Here is a 17,941-nt window from a genome sequence, read left to right on the forward strand (position 1 = left end):
CGGTCACCAACGGGCGAGGGCGGCGTTGAGCAGGGCGAGGGCGGCCGGCCCCGCCGTCGAGGTGCGCAGCACGGTGTCGCCGAGGCGCACCCGCACGGCACCCGCGGATTCCAGCAGCTCGAGTTCCGAGGCCGCGATGCCGCCTTCCGGGCCGACGACGAGCACGATGTCCCGCGCCGCTCCTGCCTGATCGTCGGCCCCGGCGTCGTGCGCGGGAAACCGGGTCAGCCGGAGCTCGGCGGTGGGCTCGAGGAGCAGCATCCGGGTGTCCCGCGCCAGCACGACGAGTTGTTTGGTGCTCGTGAGCTCTGCGACCTCGGGAAGCCAGGCCCGGATCGACTGCTTGGACGCTTCCCGCACGATGGCACGCCAGCGATCCCGGCCCTTGGCGATCTTGGGGCCCTCCCACCGCGTCACCGAGCGGGACGCAGCCCACGGGACGACACCGTCGACCCCGAGTTCGGTCGCGGCCTGCACGGCCATCTCGTCGCGGTCGCCCTTGGCGAGTGCCTGCACGAGGCGGATGCGCGGGCTCGGCCTCTCGATGTTTCGTGCGCCGTCGATCCGCAGGGCCAGCCGGCCGGGCTCGGCGTCCTCGACGGTCGCCTCGAGGAGCAAGCCGGACCCGTTTCCGGCGAGCAGGTGTTCCCCCGGCCGGACCCGGCTCACGGTGACCGCGTGCCTGGCCTCCGCACCGATGATGGTCGCGAGGGCCCCGACGGGGCAGTCCTCCGCCCGGAGGGACTCGTCGATGAAGAAGTGAGCCATTCGGTTAGACGCGGAACCGGTCGCGGAGCTTCGCGAAGAGTCCCTGCTGCACCGCACTGAGCGCGGGCGCCGGAGACTTGTGCCGCGCGGCGAACTGTTCGATCAGTTCCCGTTCCTTGTGGTCGAGCTTGGTCGGCGTCACGACGTGGATTCCGACCTTCAGGTCGCCGCGGCCGTTGCCGCGGAGGCGCGAGACTCCGCGGTCCTTGACCGTGATGACCTCTGAGCCCTGCACTCCGGCACGGATCTCGACGGTGATGTCGCCGTCGAGGGCCTTGACCGTTGTCGTCGTGCCGAGGATCGCATCCGTCATGGGCACGTCGAGGGTGCAGAGCAGGTCGTCACCGTCGCGGCTGAACACGTCGTGGTGGCGAACCTTCATCTCGAGGTACAGGTCGCCGTTGGGGCCGCCGGCGGGGCCGGCTTCTCCGCTGCCGGGCATCTGCAGGCGCAGTCCGGTGTCGACGCCGGCGGGGATGTCGACGGGAACCGTGCGGCGCGCGCGGACGCGGCCCTGGCCCTGGCAGGTCACGCACGGGGTGGCGATGATGGTGCCGAAACCGCGGCAGGAGCCGCACGGGCTCGACGTCATGACATTGCCGAGCAGGGAGCGCACGGCGCGCTGGATGTTGCCGGTGCCGTGGCAGATGTCGCACGTGACGGGGGCGGTGCCCGGCTGGCAGCAGGTGCCGCTGCAGGTCGGGCAGACGATGGCCGTGTCGACCTCGAGGTCGCGGTGGGTTCCGAAGATGATCTCGTCGAGGTCGAGTTCGACCCGGATCAGCGCGTCCTGGCCACGTTCCCGGCGGGATCGGGGCCCGCGGCTTCCGCCGCCGCCCCCTCCGCCGAAGAAGGTCTCGAAGATGTCGCCGAAGTTGCCGAAGTTGCCGTCGAAACCGGCGTTTCCGCCCGTTCGGCCGTTGCCGCCGTGGTCATAGTTCTCACGCTGCTTCGCGTCACTCAGCACGTCGTAGGCGTGGGTGACGTGCTTGAACCGCTCCGACGCATCTGCGCCGGGGTTCACGTCGGGGTGGAGCTGGCGGGCGAGGCGGCGGTACGCCTTCTTGATCTCGTCGGTGGAGGCATCGCGTGCGACGCCGAGTACTTCGTAATGGTCAGCCAAAGCTGGCTCTCCTAGGTCTGTTTTCGTAGGTGTGCGGCGTGGGGGCTGGTCGGGAGACTCGCCTATTCGAGCAGGCGGGACAGGTAGCGGGCGACGGCACGAACGGCCGCCATGTTGTTCGAGTAATCCATCCGGGTGGGGCCCAGGACGCCGAGGCGGGCAAGGTCTCCACCCTGCGAGCTGTAGCCGCTCGTCAGCACGCTGGTCTCGGAGAGGCCGAAGGGGGCGTTCTCCCTGCCGATACTCACCGACACCCCGTGCTGGTCTGTGGCCATCTCTCCGAAGAGGCGCAGCAGGACGACCTGCTCCTCGATGGCCTCGAGCACCGGGTAGATGCTCCCGGTGAAGTCTTCCTCTGTGCGCACGAGGTTGGCGGCTCCCGCCATCACGAGCCGCTCCTGCCGGTTCGCACCGACCTGGTCGCGGAGGGTGAGGGTGACGAGGGACACGAGGTCGGGTTGCTCGCCGGCCAGGTCGGCGGCATCCGTGAGCACGGTCGCTGCCGCGCTCATGCTGAGGCCCACCACGGCGGCGTTGAGACGGGCGCGGAGACGGACGAGCAGGTGTTCCTCGAGCGGCCGGGGAAGCTCGATCACGCGTTGTTCGACCCGGCCGGCATCCGTGATCAGCACGGACAGGAGCCGGGTCTCCGAGAGCGGTACGAGCTCGATGTGGCGCACCTTCGCGCGGGACAGCGAGGGGTACTGCACGAGCGCGACCTGGTGGGTGAGCTGGGAGAGGAGCCGGACGCTGCGGGCGAGGACCTCGTCGAGGTCGGCGGACTGCCCGAGGAACGTTTCGATGGCCTGGCGCTGCGCCGCGGACAGCGGGCGCAGATCGGCGAGGTGATCGACGAAGAGGCGGTACCCCTTGTCGGTCGGGATCCGCCCTGAGGAGGTGTGCGGGGCGATGATGAGCTCCTCCTCCTCGAGGAGAGCCATGTCATTGCGAATGGTCGCCGCGGAGACGCCGAAGGAATGCCGGTCAACGATGGTTTTTGAGCCGACGGGCTCGCGCGAGGCGACGTAGTCTTGGACTATGACCCGCAGAACTTCGAGGCTGCGATCCGAAACCATGACTGAATCGCCTCCTTTCCGGGTGACTGGGTGCCGGCGACTTTGGCACTCACAGCGTTTGACTGCCAATCATATCGCGACACACGGGGACACCCCCATTGCTAGCGGATCATTGGGCGCAGTACCTTGAGTCTTGTAATGGTCCCCCATCCGCATGGAAAGGCACGATGATGAGCAATTCAACCGGTAACAGCGGCGAAGATCCGAACCTGGGCCAGCGGCCCCCGCAGCAGCCGTACCAGCCGGCGGCACCCACTCCCGTTGCCGCCGTTCCCCTCACCGAGACCGAGGACCGCCAGTGGGCGTCGTTCGCGCACCTCGGCGGCATCATCAGCTTCCTGCCGTCGCTGATCATCTGGCTCGTGTTCAAGGACCGCGGTCGCTTCACCGACCAGGAAGCGAAGGAGGCGCTGAACTTCCAGATCACGATCGGGATCATCTACGTGATCGGCTGGATCCTCACGGTCGTCCTGATCGGCGGCCTGATCAACCTCGCGGCGTTCGTCGTCTCCATCATCTTCTCGGTCCTGGGCTTCCTGAAGGCGAAGGACGGCCAGGCCTACCGCTACCCCTTCGCCCTGCGTCTGATCAAGTAGCCCGGCGCACGGCGGAACCCACAAGCCCGGAGTACCTCGCGGGACCAGCACAACCGACAACGCGCACAAGGAGCCCGAATGTCTACCACCCCACCCCCCGCCAATTCCTACCAGCCCGTCACTCCGATGAACCCGTCGGACGAACGGCTGTGGGCCACCCTGATCCACGTGGGCGGAATCCTCTTCGAATTCCTGCCTGCGCTCATCGGTTACCTCGTGCTCAAGGACCGCGGCCCGTTCATCCGGGCACACGCGGCGACGGCGCTCAATTTCCAGATCACCCTGCTGATCGCGTACGTGGTGGCGAGTATCCTTCTTTTCGCGTTCATCGGCCTGCTGCTGCTGCCGGCGATCTGGGTTCTCAGCGTTGTGTTCAGCATCCTCGCCGCCCTCGCGGCCAACAAGGGCGAGTACTACACCTACCCGCTCACCATCAAGTTCGTCAGCTAGACCGCAGAACCTTAGTCCGCGAGCAGCCGCCGCACGACGGCGTCCGCGAGAAGCCGCCCTCTCCTGGTCAATTCGACCGTCCCGGAGAGGGCGGCTTTCGCGTTGATGAGCTCATCGGCGATGAGACCGGCAACCTCGCGGCGACCGAGCTGCGAGAGCGTGTCGATCCGGATACCCTCCCGGATGCGGGTGAGCAGCAGGACTCTCTCGACCTCCCGGGTGGTCGCGTCGAGGGTTTCCCGCCCGGCCGCCGGCGAATCACCGGCGAGCATCCGGTCTGCGTATGCCGAAGGGTGCTTGACGTTCCACCAGCGCACGCCGCCGACGTGGCTGTGCGCACCGGGTCCGACCCCCCACCAGTCCTGGCTGCGCCAGTACGCGAGGTTGTGCCTGGACCGGTGTGCGGCATCCGTCGCCCAGTTGCTGACCTCGTACCAGCCGTAGCCGGCGGCTTCGAGGAGCTCGTCGGCGAGTTCGTAGTACTCCGCCTGGGTGTCCTCGTCGACGGGCGCGAGCTCGCCGCGGCGGATCTGCCTCGCGAGCTTCGTGCCGTCTTCGACGATGAGCGAGTATGCGCTGATGTGGTTCGGGGCGAGCCCGATGGCCTGCTCGAGGCTCGCACGCCAGTCGGCGCGGGTCTCCCCCGGTGTGCCGTAGATCAGGTCGAGGCTCACGTCGAGGCCGGCGTCGCGCGCCCAGCCGGTCACGAGCGGGATCCGCTCCGGATCGTGGGTGCGCTCGAGGGTCGCGAGCACCCGGGGCACGGCGGACTGCATGCCGAACGAGACCCTGGTGAAGCCGGCGGCGGCGAGGGCGTCGAGGTAGGCGGCGTCGACCGAGTCCGGGTTGGCTTCTGTGGTCACTTCGGCGCCGGACTCGAGGCCCCAGGTGTCGCGGACGGAGTCGAGCATCCGCACGAGGTCCGCGGCGGGCAGCAGTGTGGGGGTGCCGCCGCCGAAGAACACCGTCGCGGCTTCCCGGTCGGGAACCCCGGAGTCGCGGAGGATTCGTCCTGCGGACTCGACCTCGGCGACGGCCTGTCCGGCGTAGTCATGCTGGGAGGCTCCGCGCAGCTCTGTCGCCGTGTAGGTGTTGAAGTCGCAGTAGCCACAGCGCACCCGGCAGAAGGGCACGTGCAGGTACACGCCGAAGTCGCGCTCGTGGGCTCCCACGGCGGCGGATGCCGGGAGCAGCCCGTCGCGCGGGGCGGGGTCGCCGAGAGGCAGGGCGCTGCCCACCGTCAGACCGCGCCGACCGGGTGCAGGGCGCGCAGGTACCTGGCGGTGAACTTCGCCTGCTGCAGCCGGACGACCGGCCAGGCGAGCCGGTAGAACCAGGTACTCGGGCGGGAGAATGCCCGGATCGTCAGCCAGACGGAGTCGTCGTCGTGTCGTTCGACGATGAACGCTTCCTCGCCGCTCGCGGGGTGGCCGGGCAGGGTGCCGTAGCCGAAGCCGATCCGGTCGGCCTCGTCGATGACGTAGACGACGCGCACGGGCGAGTCGACGGTGAACGGGCCGACCGCGACCGAGAGGCGCGCGGACATGCCGTTCACGATGTACGGCGTGCCGTCGTCGGCGAACGTCGCCTCGTCGACGGGATGCGCCTGGTTCGTCGACGGGGTGCCGTCCTGGTCGAACACGATCCCGGTGTACTGCACGCCGGTGCCAGGGAGGAGGTCGGTGACGGTCATGCCGCTGCCGAGCTGCACCCCCCAGGTCATCAGGAGCGCCGCGGCGGTGCGGAACCGTTCAGCGCCGCTGCCGAGGCGCACGGTGCGTTCGAGCGGCCGGTAGCCGCGGGGCGGGTAACGGAGCAGGTCGGGGGCGAGGGTGCCGCCGATCGCCGTGTACGTCACGGCGGCGTCGGTGAAGGTGGACCGGCGCATCCGCCTACTTCTTCTCTTTCTTGGCCGGCTCGTCGCCCGAGAGCGCGGCGATGAAGGCCTCCTGCGGCACCTCGACGCGGCCGACCATCTTCATGCGCTTCTTGCCCTCTTTCTGCTTCTCGAGCAGCTTGCGCTTGCGCGAGATGTCGCCGCCGTAGCACTTGGCGAGGACGTCCTTGCGGATCGCGCTGATCGATTCGCGGGCGATGATGCGTGCGCCGATCGCGGCCTGGATCGGAACGTCGAACTGCTGCCGTGGGATGAGCTTCCGCAGCCGCCCGGTCATGAGCACGCCGTAGTCGTAGGCCTTGTCGCGGTGCACGATGGCGCTGAACGCGTCGACCTGTTCGCCCTGGAGCAGGATGTCGACCTTGACGAGGTCCGCCTCCTGCGAGCCGATCGGTTCGTAGTCGAGCGAGGCGTAGCCGGCGGTCTTGCTCTTGAGCTGGTCGAAGAAGTCGAAGACGATCTCGCCGAGGGGCATCGTGTAGCGGATCTCGACCCGGTCCTCACCGAGGTACTCCATGCCGAGCAGGGTGCCACGACGGCCCTGGCAGAGTTCCATGATGACGCCGACATAGTCCTTGGGCGCGAGGATCGCGGCCTTGACGATGGGCTCCTCGACCTTGGCGATCTTCCCGTCCGGGAACTCGCTCGGGTTCGTCACGGTGACAGTCTTCTTGTCGTCGGTCGAAACCTCGTAGATCACGCTCGGGGCGGTCGTGATCAGGTCGAGGTTGAACTCGCGGTCGAGGCGCTCGGTGATGATCTCGAGGTGGAGCAGGCCGAGGAAGCCGCAGCGGAACCCGAAGCCGAGGGCGACGGATGTCTCCGGCTCGTAGACGAGGGAGGCGTCGGAGAGCTTGAGCTTGTCGAGTGCTTCGCGGAGGGCGGGGTAGTCGCTGCCGTCGATCGGGTACAGGCCGGAGAACACCATCGGCTTGGGCTCGGTGTAGCCGGGCAGGGCCACGGTCGCGGGGCGCAACGCGGTCGTGACGGTATCGCCGACCTTGGACTGGCGGACGTCCTTCACGCCGGTGATCAGGTAGCCCACCTCGCCGACGCCGAGACCCTTGCTCGGGGTCGGTTCCGGGCTCGTGACGCCGATCTCGAGGATCTCGTGGGTCGCCCGGGTCGACATCATCTGGATCTTCTCGCGCGGGCTGAGCTTGCCGTCGATCATGCGGACATAGGTGACGACGCCGCGGTAGCTGTCGTAGACCGAGTCGAAGATCATGGCGCGGGCGGGGGCGTCCGGGTCTCCCACGGGGGCCGGGATGAGCCGGGTAGCGCGGTCGAGCAGCTCGGCGACGCCGATGCCGGTCTTGCCGGAGACGCGCAGCACGTCTTCCGGCTTGCCGCCGATCAGGCTCGCGAGTTCCTTCGCGTACTTGTCCGGGTCCGCGGCGGGGAGGTCGATCTTGTTGAGCACCGGGATGATCGTGAGGTCGTTCTCGAGGGCGAGGTAGAGGTTCGCGAGCGTCTGGGCTTCAATGCCCTGGGCCGCGTCGACGAGCAGGATGGCGCCCTCGCACGCAGCGAGGCTCCGGGAGACCTCGTAGGTGAAGTCGACGTGACCCGGGGTGTCGATCATGTTGAGCGCGTAGGCCTGGCCGTCGAGTTCCCACGGCATCCGCACGGCCTGGCTCTTGATGGTGATGCCGCGTTCGCGCTCGATGTCCATGCGGTCGAGGTACTGGGCCCGCATCAGGCGGTCGTCGACGACGCCGGTGATCTGCAGCATCCGGTCGGCGAGGGTGGACTTGCCGTGGTCGATGTGCGCGATGATGCAGAAGTTACGGATGAATGCCGGCGGTGTTGCGGCCGGCAGGAACGCCGTGAGGGGTCTGGGTGACATGATCCGGTAATTCTCCCATAGCTCGGGCCCGCCGCGGATTTCGCCCGGGGACAATGCGTCGCGCGCGAGTATGCTCTCCCGTTATCGACCGGTCGCCCCGAACGTCGGGAGGAACGATGACGGAAGCCACCCCGCTGCTGTTCGTGCACGGCATCCGGGCCTCGCGCACCATGTGGCGGCAGCAGCAGGCGCGCCTCAGCGAATCAGGACATCCATCGCTGGCGATCGATCTGCCCGGCCACGGATTGCGCAGCGACGAAGAATTCACGGTCGCGGCGGCACTCCGGGCGATCGACGAGGGTGTGACCGCACTGGGCGGCCGGGTGCTCCTGGTCGGGCTGTCCCTGGGCGGGTACTACTCGATCGCATACGCCGCCGCCCGTCCCGAACGGGTGATCGGCCTCGTCGCGGCTGGGTGCAGCTTCGTTCCGGCCGGGCCGGGGCTCGCAGCCTACCGGAGCCTGGCCCGGGCGATCCGTCTCCTCCCCGACCACGGCCTGTGGCTGCACACAACCCTCGTGCGCGTCCTGCTGCCCCGGGAAGGTGCGCTCGACGCCCTCGCCGGCGGGGTTCCGCTCGGCGTCATGGATGCCGGACTCGGCGCGACGGCTACGCTGAACCCGCTGCGGAGCCTGGCCGAATACCCGGGGCCGGTCTGGCTAGTCAACGGTGCCTTCGACCAGTTCAGGTTGCACGAGAAGCGATTCCTCTCCGCGTGCAGGGACGGCCGTCTCATCATCGTCCCCCGGGCAACGCACCTGGTCTGCCTTGCCCAGCCGGAACGCTTCGCGGCCGTGCTCGCCGGGGTCCTGACCCGGCTCCCCTGACGTTCCCCGACCCGATTATCGACCGGACCGATTAACTGGTATCGTTGCCTGTTGGCTTGCGTGTTGGGTCCCACCCCACCACGATTTTGCCGTACGGCGCCCTCTACCGCCACGCGGCCCATCCGAACAAGAACCTAACGAAAGCGTATAAACGTGGCAAATATCAAGTCGCAGATCAAGCGAATTGGCACCAACAAGAAGGCCCAGGAGCGCAACAAGGCGGTCAAGAGCGAGTTCAAGACCGCCGTTCGCGCTGCGCGCCTCGCTGTCACCTCCGGCGACAAGGACAAGGCTGTCGCCAGCCTCGCGATTGCGTCGAAGAAGCTCGACAAGGCCGTCAGCAAGGGTGTCATCCACCGCAACCAGGCTGCAAACAAGAAGTCGGCGCTCGCCAAGTCCGTCGGCGCGCTCGTCTAGTCTCCGCATCACCCGGCCGAATTTCCGGCTCGCGAAAAAGCCCCCGCCTACCCGGCGGGGGCTTTTTCGTGTTGTGCAGTCAGCGCACGGACTTGCGCTCGTAGAGCGCCATCGACCAGGCGTAGCCGACGAGAGCCAGAACGGCGCACCATCCGATCGCGAGCACCGGGTTCCAGCCGGGCAGGGTGCCGAGGAGCAGCCCGCGCAGGCTCTCGATGAACGGCGTGAACGGCTGGTACTCTGCGAACCACTGCAGCCACCCCGGCATCGAGGCCGTCGGCACGAAGCCGCTGCCGAGGAGCGGCAGGAGGGTCAGGAGCAGGGGCAGGTTGCTGGCCGTCTCGACGGTCTTCGACTGCATTCCCATCGCGACGCCGAGCCAGCTCACCGCGAACGAGATGAGCACGATCAGGCCTGCCGCCGCGAGCCATTCTGCCGGGCTCGCCGTGGGCCGGAATCCGATCAGGAGGCCGACGCCGAGCACGAGCGCGACGGCGATGACGGCCTGGAGGGTGTTGCCGACGACGTGTCCGGCGAGGACCGCGGCCCGCGAGATCGACATGGTGCGGAAGCGCGCCGTGATTCCCTCCGTCATGTCCATGGCGACGGTGATCGAGGTGCCGCCCGCGCTGCCGGCGATCGTGATGAGGAGGATTCCGGGCATCACATAGGCCAGGTAGGCGTCGCGCCCGCCGGAGGGGTCGACGCCGGGCAGGCCGGCCCCGAGCGTTCCACCGAAGACGAACACGAGGAGCAGCAGCGCCACCACGGGTCCGAGGATGGTGAACAGCGAGAGGCCGGGGTAGCGCACCATGTGCAGCAGATTGCGCTGCAGCATCGTGATAGTGTCTGCGATCACATGCGACCTCCGGCCAGAGGCCGGTGCGTGCGTGGCGGTGAGTGTGGTCATGACTCCGTTCCCTTCGTTCGAGCCGGTTCGGCCTCAGCGGCCCGCGCGGACCGGGCGGACCGGGCGGACCGGTTTGTGGTGGCGGTGAGGGCGAAGAAGACGTCGTCGAGATCAGGCGTGTGGATGCTGAGGTCCTCCATCTCGACGCCTGCGTTGTCGAGGCGGTCCAGGATGCCCCGCAGCGCGCCGACCGTGCCGTCGCCCGGCACCGTGAGCGCGAGCCCTGCCTCATCGCGAGTGGAGTCGCCGAGCAGCCGGGCGGCGGCGTCGAGCGCCGCGGCATCCGTGAATCGCAGCCGGATGTGCCCGCCGGGGACGAGGCGCTTGAGCTCGTCCGGCGTGCCGTTCGCGACGATCCGGCCGCCGTCGAGCACCGCGATGCGGTCGGCGAGCTCATCGGCCTCGTCGAGGTGCTGGGTGGTGAGGAGAACCGTCGTGCCGTCCGATACCAGGCCACGCACGATGTCCCACATCGTGTGACGACTGCGCGGGTCCAGGCCGGAGGTCGGCTCGTCGAGGAAGAGCACCCTCGGCGCCGCGACGAGGGTCATGGCGAGGTCGAGGCGGCGACGCATCCCTCCCGAGTAGGTCACGAGCGGCTTCCGCGCGGACTCGACGAGGTCGAACTGCTCGAGGAGTTCCGCCACCCGCTGGGCCCCGCGTTTCGGCCCGAGGTGCCGCAGCCTCGCCATCAAGCGGAGGTTCTCTTCGCCGGTGAGCAGGCCGTCGACGGCCGAGAATTGGCCGGTGAGGCCGATCGCGGCGCGCACGCCGTCATGGTCGCGCACCACGTCGCAGCCGTTGACGACGGCGGTGCCGCCGTCCGGTCGCACGAGCGTGGACAGGATGTGCACGGTCGTGGTCTTGCCCGCGCCGTTCGGGCCGAGCAGCGCCGTGACGGTGCCCGCCTCGACGCTGAGGTCGACCTGGTCGAGCACGGTCTTTCCGCCATAGGCCTTACGGAGCCCCTGGACGTCGATCGCCGGTCTGGTCATGTCTGTCATTCCCTTCTGCTGGTTGACTGCCCTGCTGTTTCTGTTGCTGGGTGCTGTGCTTCACCGGGTCAGCGGGCCCGTTCGACGGCAATGTCGCCGAAACGGGTGCGCGCACGGACCGAGACGGTGTGCTCGGCGGAGTCGGGAGCCCGGTCGCCGGCCAGTTCGTTGTGCACCCGTCCTTCCTTCGTGGCGAGATCGAGCCAGGCGGGGATGCCCGGTCGGACGCCGACGGTCACCTGGCCGAAGCCGCTGTCGAGCTGGACCGAACCACTCGACACCTCGTGCAGGTGGATGCTGCCGTACGCGGTCTTTGCCGAGACGGAGGCGAGCGCCGTGGTGATGTCGAGGTCGCCGTAGGAGAGCTTCGCCTCGAGGTCGCCGCCCGATTCACCGATCAGGATGCTGCCGTGCGACGCCTTGAGCACGGCGTCTCCGGTGACGGTGCCGATCCGGATCTGACCGTGGTCCGCCGTGATGTCGATGCCGCCGTCTGCGGTGGTCACCGACGCGTTGCCGTGGGAGGCGCGGAGCCACAGGTCGCCCGTGGCGTCGAGGTTCACGGCGCCGGTCGACGCCTTGACGCGGGTCGCGCCGAGCCGGCCGACGGTTCGCACGCCGCCGACGCTGATCTCGACGGTCAGCCGCGAGCCGGTGGGCAGCTCGACCTTCACGTCGACGGACTCGGTCGGGCCGATGACGCTGAAGCGGGGCTTCGGCCCGGTGATGGTCAACCGGCTGCCGTCGAACTCGACCCGGGTCTCCTCCGCTCCCCTGCGATCGACGGCCTTCGCCGGGTTTGTCGGCGCCACCGTCACGATGGTGTCGGGGCGGTCGCCGGCGAGCACCTCGACGATGCCGACGGGCAGGTTGATGGCGAGGTCGATGGGGCCGGGGGTACTGTATGCGGGCATGCTGGCGCGTCCCTTTCTGTGGGCTGGTGTGAGACCGGTGCGTGTGTGTGGCGCGAGTCCGGTGTGTGTGGTGCGTCGGGGTGATGCTGGTGGATGCCGGGGCCGGGCCGGTCAGCGCGCCCAGCCAGCGAAGTTGTCCCCGGTGCGCAGCGTGCGTTGCGCTGAGCGGCGCTGCCGGGGCTGGAGGGCGGCCGCGATCGCGCGGACGAGCCAGGTGTTGACAGAAAGCCCGTCGGCCGCCGCCGCCTCGTCCACCCGGGTCTTGAGGGCGTCCGGGAGGCGGAGCGTCGTGCGCGAGGTGCTCGTGTCGTCGAGGTCGACGGCGGCGGGCTGACGTTCCTCGGCGTCGGACTCGGAGTTCGGCTGGGTGACCACGAACTCGATCTCGCGGCCGCGGAGCCGCAGGTCGACCGAACCGGGCGCGAGGTCGCGGGTGATCTCGCCGACCGCGGCCGACAGGACGTCGAGGAGCACGAGCCTCGTCGCGGCATCCAGTCCGGCGGCGAGCCGTTCCGCGACGGCACGGGTGTCCTCCGCGCCGTTCGCCGCGGTCTCCGCCAACTGGCGCTGCAGGTCGGTGACGTACTGTCCGAGTTCCATGTCACCATGGTGACACCAGCGTGGTGTCATGTCAAGCGATTATGGTGTCACACTGGGAATGAAGCCGTTACGGGCTGGCAGGGGTACGTTGGCAGGTCAGTCCTCGCCGCGGCGGGCGATGACCCCGATCAGGCGTTCGAGGGCGAAAACGGGATCCCGTTCGGCGCCCTTGACCGCGGCATCCGCTTCGGCGAGGGCGACGATGCACCGTCCGAGGCCCTCATCTGTCCAGCCGCGGAGGTCGCGCTGGGCGCGTTCGACCTGCCAGGGCGCCAGGCCGAGCTGGCCGGCGAGCTGGCCGGACCCGCCCCGGGCACCGTAGACCTTGGCCATGGTGCGGATCTTCATCGCGAAGGCCGCGACGACGGGCACCGGGTCTGCGCCGGAGGTGAGCGCGTGCCTCAGAATGACGAGAGCGTCGCCGTACTTGCCGGCGATCGCCGCGTCGGCGACCTTAAACGCGTTCGCCTCGACGCGGCCGCCGTAGTACCGGTCGACCGTGGTCTCCGTGACCTCGGAGGTCGAGTCCGCGATGAGCTGCTGGCACGCAGCAGAGAGTTCGGCGAGGTCCCCGGAGAAGGCCGCGACGAGGGCGCGCAGGGCGCTGCCGCTGACCCGCTTGCCCGCCGTGCGGAATTCGGCCGCGGCGAAGTCGTGCCGGTCGGTGTCCTTTTTGAGTTCGGCGCAGACGATCTCGATGCCGCCGCCGAGGCCGGACCGGATGGTGTCGAGGAGCTTCTTGCCGCGCACGCCGCCCGCATGGCGGAGCACGACGTAGGTGTCGTCCGCGGGGTTCTCGAGATAGTCGAGGGCCTCGGCGAGGAAGGTGTCGCTGCACTTTTCCACATTCGTGACCCGGATCAGGCGCGGTTCGCCGAACAGCGACGGGCTCGCCATCGTGAGGAGTTCACCGGGCGCGTAGCTGTCTGCGAGCACGTCGCTGATCTCGAGGCTCGGGTCCTCGAGCTTGAGGAAGTCACGCAGCTGCCGGATGGCCCGTTCGGCGAGGAAGGTCTCGGTCCCGGAGACGAGCACGATGGGCGCCGGCCGGACCTCGTGCCAGGCGAGTTGCGGGATCGCGACGGCCTTGCCGGCGCGCGCGGTCTTGGCGGGTGCTGCGCTGCGGACGGCCACGCGAGTCCTCTCCCCTGACCGGCTCAGGGGCGGGCTCAGGGTTTCCAGCCTAACCGGCACCGGGGACACTCACCCTCGGCACGTGATCGGCGTCAGCCGCCCTTCTCCGTCCAGACAGCGAGGGCGCCTCCCCCGGCGGCGTCCGGCGCGACGACCGAGAGCCCCTGCCGGTCGGTGCGCACGGCGAGGGTGCCCACCGAGCGGAGCAGGTCGAGCAGGGAGACGGTCGGGTGACCATAGCGATTGTCGGCGCCGACGGAGATGAGGCCCACCGTTGCGTGCAGCTCGGCATAGAACTGGGGGCTTTGGTCGCGGCTGCCGTGGTGGGCGACCTTGACGACGTCGACCCTGCCCGGAGCCGACACCCGGTCGAGCGCGTCCTGGGCGTCCTCTCCGAGGTCGCCGAGAAAAACCGAGCGGATGCCGCGCCCGTCAAATTCGATCGTGACGCTTCCCGGGTTACCGGTCTGCATCTCCGATCCGCCGCGTACGGGCCAGAGCACGTCCCAGCGCAGGCCGCCGAGCGTGCCCGCGTCGCCTTTCGCTGCCTGTCGGACCTCGGCGCCGCCCTCGGCGAGCCGGGCGTGCAGACGCTCGTCCTGCGCGTTTTCGGGGATGCCGACGAGCGCGGTGCCGACCCGGCCGATCACGGCCGCGATTCCGCCGATGTGGTCCATGTCGTAGTGGGTCAGCACCAGGAGGTCGATGCGGTCGATCCCGAGCGAACTCAGGCAGCGTTGCAAGGGCTTCGGGTCCGGTCCGACGTCGACGAGCGCGAAGCGGTCCCGGTCAGCCCCGTGATCCCTCACGACGACGGCGTCACCCTGACCGATGTCGCACGCGGCGATCTGCCAGTCGGCGGGAAACGTCACGGCCCGGCCGACGGCCTGTCCGATCAGGGTGCCCGCATACCCGCCGACGAACAGCACGAGCACGACGAGCGCGGCCGCCGACCAGCCATCGAGGGCCGAACGGGTCCGGCCGGTTCCACCTGCACGCGGCCGTCGAGGGCGCCGGGCCCCGCTTCCCTCACCCTGCCGTGATCGAGACGTGCCGTCGCGGCCAGGGCGGAGGCCGAGGCCGCGCTCCCCGATTCCGGCCCGCGCCCCGGTCGCTGTGCCCCGGCGAAGGAGCAGCACGAGCACTGCCGCGGTGAGGAGAACGGTGACGGCCACACCGAACGGCCCGCCGACCCAGGGCAGGCTGCTTCCCGGCAGCGCGGCCGTGGTCCGCGCGACGGCCGCGATCCAGGCGGAGGGAACCCACGCCGACCAGAGCACGACGCCCGCCAGGCCGGGAAACCAGCCCAGGAGCAGGCACGCGGCGAGGCCGAGGACCGTTCCGAGCGGGGCCGCCGGTTCTGCGAGCAGGTTGGCCGGCACTCCGTAGAGCGGAAAGGTGGGGCTCAGCAGCACGAGCACGGGCTGGCAGGCGAGCTGGGCGGCGAGCGGAATCGCGATCACGGCCGCGAGCCCGGTCGGAAGCCACCGGGCCAGGGACCGGGTCAGCGGGCCGGCGAGCACGAGAAGACCGCCGGTGGCGAGCACGGAGAGCGCGAACCCGTAGCTTCGGGAGAGCCAGGGGTCCGTCGCGAGCAGCACGACGACGGACAGCGCGAGCAGGGGCAGTCCGCGACCAGGCCTTCCGACGCCCACTCCGATGAGGAGCACCGCCGCCATCACCGCGGCGCGCAGCACGCTCGGTTCCGGGGTCACGAGCACGACGAATCCCACCAGCGCCGCGAGCGACAGGGTGATCCGCGCGCCACGACCGAGTCGGAGCCGGCCGAGCCGGAACCGACCGCCGAGCAGCATGATGATCGCGATCAGGACCGCGCAATTCGCGCCGCTGACCGCGGTCAGATGGCTGAGCGCGCTGATACGTCGTGTGTTACCGTCATCATATGAAGGCCATCATCTACACCAGACAGTCGCTCGACAAGACGGGCGAAGAGGCCGGCGTGACTCGCCAGCTCAAGGATTGCCGTGCCCTGGCGAAGCGTAAGAAGCTCGACGTGGTAACGGAACTCAGCGACAACGACATCTCAGCGACAACGGGCGTTCGGCGTCCCTCGTTCGAGAGTCTCCTTCAGATAGTTGAGAGCGGCGGCGCTGACACGGTTATCGTGTGGCACCCCGACCGCCTCTATCGCAAGCTCACCGACCTCGTGCGGATTACAGAGGTTGCCAAGCGCCACGGGCTCACAATCGTCTCTGTCCAAGCGGGCGACGTTGACCTGAGCACCCCCACGGGCCGCATGGTCGCTGGAATTCTGGGCTCCGTTGCCACCCAAGAGGGCGAACACCGAACCGAGCGCCAAAAGAACTCCTATAAGCAAAGGGCCGAGGCCGGAGAGTGGCACTTCTCCCGTCGCCCGTTCGGTTACAAGCGCGAGGGCGGCAAGGTCGTGCAGGTGCCCGAAGAGGCCGAAGTGTTGAGCGACGTTCTGATCCGCTACTACGCGCAGGCCACACCGCGTCACGCGATCATGCGCCACCTGAACGACCTAGGCGTTCTGACGCCCGTAGGCAAACCGTGGGGCATCATCCAGGTCCGGGACCTTCTCACGAACAGTCGCTACGCGGGCATATCGTCCTACAACGGCGTGGAGGTCCAAAAGAAAGGCGCGTGGGAACCGATCGTGGACGAGGCCACATGGCGTTCGTGGCAGAGCGGTGCCGCTAAGCGCAAGCGCAAATCCACCTTCACAGCCGCCAAGTACCTTCTCACGGGCATCGCGCGCTGCGCCGAGTGCGGAAGCGTCATATACGTGAAGCACCGCGGCGACTCACAGCGGTCGTATTTTTGCAGCGTGAACGGATGCGTTCAGCGGTCAGTCGTTAAAGTCGATGAAGTCGTGGAGAGAATCATTGTCGCCCGGCTACAGCTGCCCGATGCCGTCGAGTCACTGCGCCCGAAGGCCGCGCCCATGGAGCACTTATACGCCGAGCGTGAGGCGGCTCAATCGAGACTCGATGATCTTGCCGAGTTGATTGCAGACGGCACCCTGACGGCTCAGGCGGTAAGGGATGCTGCGAAGCCGCTACGGGCGAAGATCAAACGCATTGACGAGAAGACCGCCGCGAGCGATACCGCAGCAGCCATCCCCCTCGACCTGCTCACGGGCGACATACCGGCCAAGTGGGCGGCGCTCACGCTTCCCGCAAAGCGCGCCGTTGTCCGAGCACTTCTCGCGGTGCGAATTTCCAGACAGGGAAACACGCGAGTGTTTGACCCCGAAACTGTAGCTATCGAGTGGCTGTCATAGGTCACTGGTAGTTATGAAAGAACCCCCGGACTGCGCTAGAAGTCCAGGGGTAACCACCGATACACAAAACGAAAAGGAATATCGATATGAGTATCACTGTAAACCACAAGCCCCTCACCGAGACCACCCACGACGCAGCGCTCGCCGACGCCCAGAACACGCCCTGTGGAGTCGAGGGTTGCAACGGGTGGGCGCACGACCCGAACGAGTCCGACAGCACCAAGTGGTCGCACGAGGTCGTGAAGGAAAAGTTCGACGGCAGTACCGTCGAGGCGACCATTTGGTCGAGCAGACACGGGGTCGTCGGGGATATCCAGTACGAGGGCTACGGCGAGATGACCGCCGCCGACTTCCGCGCCGAGGCCGACAACTACGAAGCGTTCCCTGCATGGCTCCGCAGCATGGCTGACCGCATGGACACGCTGAGCGCGCAGGCGTGGATGGAAGCGCACCCTAACTGGGACACGATCCGTGTGTCGGAAATCATGAGCACCGTCCCGCTGTCAGTCGTCGTGTTGATACTTGCACTGATCCAGACCGCAGAAACCGCCTGACCCAAGCTCGACAACGCCCCGGCCTGCGAGAGTAGGCCGGGGCGCACAACGCCGGAGAGGGCCGATCTAAATGAATGATCCACTGAGTGGCAAGCGTCCAGGTTCCCGTAGGTACAGCGTATCGGCGCAAAAGGCGAGGCGGGACGGGCACGTTTGGGTGGGCGAGCGCGACGCTAAGGGAACCCCCATTCTCGAGGACGATGCTGTCGGTATCGACTTCATTTGTCGTAATGGGCATGGAATCCTCGGTCAGTTTCGAATGTCGACGATGCCGGGCAGCGCTCGCACCGTGTTCACCTATGCACTGCCGGACGGGACCACGCCATCCGACCAGGGACGACCACAAGGCAAGCAAAAGGCTCTCCTGATGTGCAATAAGTGCCCCACGGATCGGCAGATCACCGAGGCCAAGATCGAAGAAGCGTTAAACGAGCTTTGGAAACCGAATTCCCGGCGCGTCGTGTCCTACGAGGTGTGAGCGCTAGTGCTAGGTTGTACTTGCAAGACCGGGGCGTCGAATACCCCGAGATAAACAAGTTCGGCGCTAAAAGCTCGCGTGAGTA

At 68.0% G+C, this 17,941-nt stretch carries 19 protein-coding genes; 7 read left to right on the forward strand and 12 right to left on the reverse strand.

What is annotated here, in order from left to right:
- Nucleotides 1–3 precede the first annotated feature (3 nt).
- The 3 genes from QN350_RS00595 to hrcA form a co-directional block, all read right to left on the reverse strand.
- Nucleotides 4–768: a 16S rRNA (uracil(1498)-N(3))-methyltransferase gene (locus tag QN350_RS00595; protein WP_322139717.1), complete on the reverse strand. Its 765-nt coding sequence runs from the start codon at nt 766–768 to the stop codon at nt 4–6.
- 4 nt (nt 769–772) lie between these two features.
- Nucleotides 773–1,891 (reverse strand): molecular chaperone DnaJ, encoded by a 1,119-nt coding sequence (dnaJ, locus tag QN350_RS00600; RefSeq protein ID WP_323502300.1) that lies wholly within the window; start codon nt 1,889–1,891, stop codon nt 773–775.
- 62 nt (nt 1,892–1,953) lie between these two features.
- Nucleotides 1,954–2,967: a heat-inducible transcriptional repressor HrcA gene (gene hrcA, locus QN350_RS00605; RefSeq protein ID WP_281534832.1), complete on the reverse strand. Its 1,014-nt coding sequence runs from the start codon at nt 2,965–2,967 to the stop codon at nt 1,954–1,956.
- 170 nt (nt 2,968–3,137) lie between these two features.
- Between hrcA and QN350_RS00610 the strand changes: the two genes are divergently transcribed.
- Together QN350_RS00610 and QN350_RS00615 are read left to right on the forward strand one after the other, a co-directional pair.
- Nucleotides 3,138–3,563 carry a DUF4870 domain-containing protein gene (locus tag QN350_RS00610; protein WP_323507812.1) on the forward strand — a complete coding sequence of 142 codons (426 nt, stop codon included), beginning with the start codon at nt 3,138–3,140 and terminating at the stop codon, nt 3,561–3,563.
- Between the two features lie 78 nt (nt 3,564–3,641).
- Nucleotides 3,642–4,013, forward strand: a complete 372-nt coding sequence (locus QN350_RS00615) for a DUF4870 domain-containing protein (RefSeq protein ID WP_281534830.1) — start codon at nt 3,642–3,644, stop codon at nt 4,011–4,013.
- An 11-nt stretch (nt 4,014–4,024) separates the two neighbouring features.
- Here the strand turns inward: QN350_RS00615 and hemW are convergent, their stop codons facing one another.
- From hemW to lepA, 3 genes are read right to left on the reverse strand one after another with little or no spacing between them, the layout of a single operon-like run.
- On the reverse strand, nt 4,025–5,251 hold the full coding sequence (hemW, locus tag QN350_RS00620) for a radical SAM family heme chaperone HemW (protein ID WP_322139714.1): 1,227 nt from the start codon (nt 5,249–5,251) through the stop codon (nt 4,025–4,027).
- Nucleotides 5,252–5,253: 2 nt separating this feature from the next.
- Nucleotides 5,254–5,901, reverse strand: a complete 648-nt coding sequence (locus QN350_RS00625) for a DUF1990 domain-containing protein (protein WP_322139713.1) — start codon at nt 5,899–5,901, stop codon at nt 5,254–5,256.
- Between the two features lie 4 nt (nt 5,902–5,905).
- Nucleotides 5,906–7,759 carry a translation elongation factor 4 gene (lepA, locus tag QN350_RS00630; RefSeq protein ID WP_134446061.1) on the reverse strand — a complete coding sequence of 618 codons (1,854 nt, stop codon included), beginning with the start codon at nt 7,757–7,759 and terminating at the stop codon, nt 5,906–5,908.
- Nucleotides 7,760–7,875: 116 nt separating this feature from the next.
- On the opposite strand from lepA, the gene QN350_RS00635 reads away from it, so the two are divergent.
- Nucleotides 7,876–8,586 (forward strand): alpha/beta fold hydrolase, encoded by a 711-nt coding sequence (locus tag QN350_RS00635; protein WP_322139712.1) that lies wholly within the window; start codon nt 7,876–7,878, stop codon nt 8,584–8,586.
- A 153-nt stretch (nt 8,587–8,739) separates the two neighbouring features.
- Nucleotides 8,740–9,003: a 30S ribosomal protein S20 gene (rpsT, locus tag QN350_RS00640; protein ID WP_134446062.1), complete on the forward strand. Its 264-nt coding sequence runs from the start codon at nt 8,740–8,742 to the stop codon at nt 9,001–9,003.
- Nucleotides 9,004–9,082: 79 nt separating this feature from the next.
- Here rpsT and QN350_RS00645 read toward each other — a convergent pair whose 3' ends face one another.
- From QN350_RS00645 to QN350_RS00670, 6 genes are all read right to left on the reverse strand, one after another.
- Nucleotides 9,083–9,862, reverse strand: coding sequence for an ABC transporter permease (locus QN350_RS00645; RefSeq protein WP_323515585.1), 780 nt, complete (start codon nt 9,860–9,862; stop codon nt 9,083–9,085).
- 47 nt (nt 9,863–9,909) lie between these two features.
- Nucleotides 9,910–10,908 carry an ATP-binding cassette domain-containing protein gene (locus tag QN350_RS00650; protein WP_322139710.1) on the reverse strand — a complete coding sequence of 333 codons (999 nt, stop codon included), beginning with the start codon at nt 10,906–10,908 and terminating at the stop codon, nt 9,910–9,912.
- A gap of 68 nt (nt 10,909–10,976) precedes the next feature.
- A complete protein-coding gene (locus QN350_RS00655) occupies nt 10,977–11,822 on the reverse strand; it encodes a DUF4097 family beta strand repeat-containing protein (RefSeq protein ID WP_323515588.1) in 846 nt (281 codons plus the stop codon).
- A 111-nt stretch (nt 11,823–11,933) separates the two neighbouring features.
- Nucleotides 11,934–12,422 carry a histidine kinase gene (locus tag QN350_RS00660; RefSeq protein ID WP_322139708.1) on the reverse strand — a complete coding sequence of 163 codons (489 nt, stop codon included), beginning with the start codon at nt 12,420–12,422 and terminating at the stop codon, nt 11,934–11,936.
- A 96-nt stretch (nt 12,423–12,518) separates the two neighbouring features.
- Nucleotides 12,519–13,556 carry a DNA polymerase III subunit delta gene (gene holA / locus QN350_RS00665; protein ID WP_322139707.1) on the reverse strand — a complete coding sequence of 346 codons (1,038 nt, stop codon included), beginning with the start codon at nt 13,554–13,556 and terminating at the stop codon, nt 12,519–12,521.
- A gap of 92 nt (nt 13,557–13,648) precedes the next feature.
- Entirely contained in the window at nt 13,649–15,436 is a 1,788-nt protein-coding gene (locus QN350_RS00670) for a ComEC/Rec2 family competence protein (RefSeq protein ID WP_323515624.1), read from the reverse strand.
- A 23-nt stretch (nt 15,437–15,459) separates the two neighbouring features.
- Here QN350_RS00670 and QN350_RS00675 point away from each other — a divergent pair, with 23 nt between their 5' ends.
- The 3 genes from QN350_RS00675 to QN350_RS00685 all read left to right on the forward strand — a co-directional run bounded on the left by QN350_RS00675 (nt 15,460) and on the right by QN350_RS00685 (nt 17,856).
- On the forward strand, nt 15,460–16,824 hold the full coding sequence (locus QN350_RS00675) for a recombinase family protein (protein WP_323515590.1): 1,365 nt from the start codon (nt 15,460–15,462) through the stop codon (nt 16,822–16,824).
- Nucleotides 16,825–16,910: 86 nt separating this feature from the next.
- Nucleotides 16,911–17,378: a hypothetical protein gene (locus tag QN350_RS00680; RefSeq protein ID WP_323515593.1), complete on the forward strand. Its 468-nt coding sequence runs from the start codon at nt 16,911–16,913 to the stop codon at nt 17,376–17,378.
- A 70-nt stretch (nt 17,379–17,448) separates the two neighbouring features.
- A complete protein-coding gene (locus QN350_RS00685) occupies nt 17,449–17,856 on the forward strand; it encodes a hypothetical protein (RefSeq protein WP_323502542.1) in 408 nt (135 codons plus the stop codon).
- Nucleotides 17,857–17,941: the final 85 nt, after the last annotated feature.

Origin of the sequence: Cryobacterium sp. 10I5, from assembly GCF_035019865.1 — a bacterium.
GTDB lineage: Bacteria > Actinomycetota > Actinomycetes > Actinomycetales > Microbacteriaceae > Cryobacterium > Cryobacterium breve_A.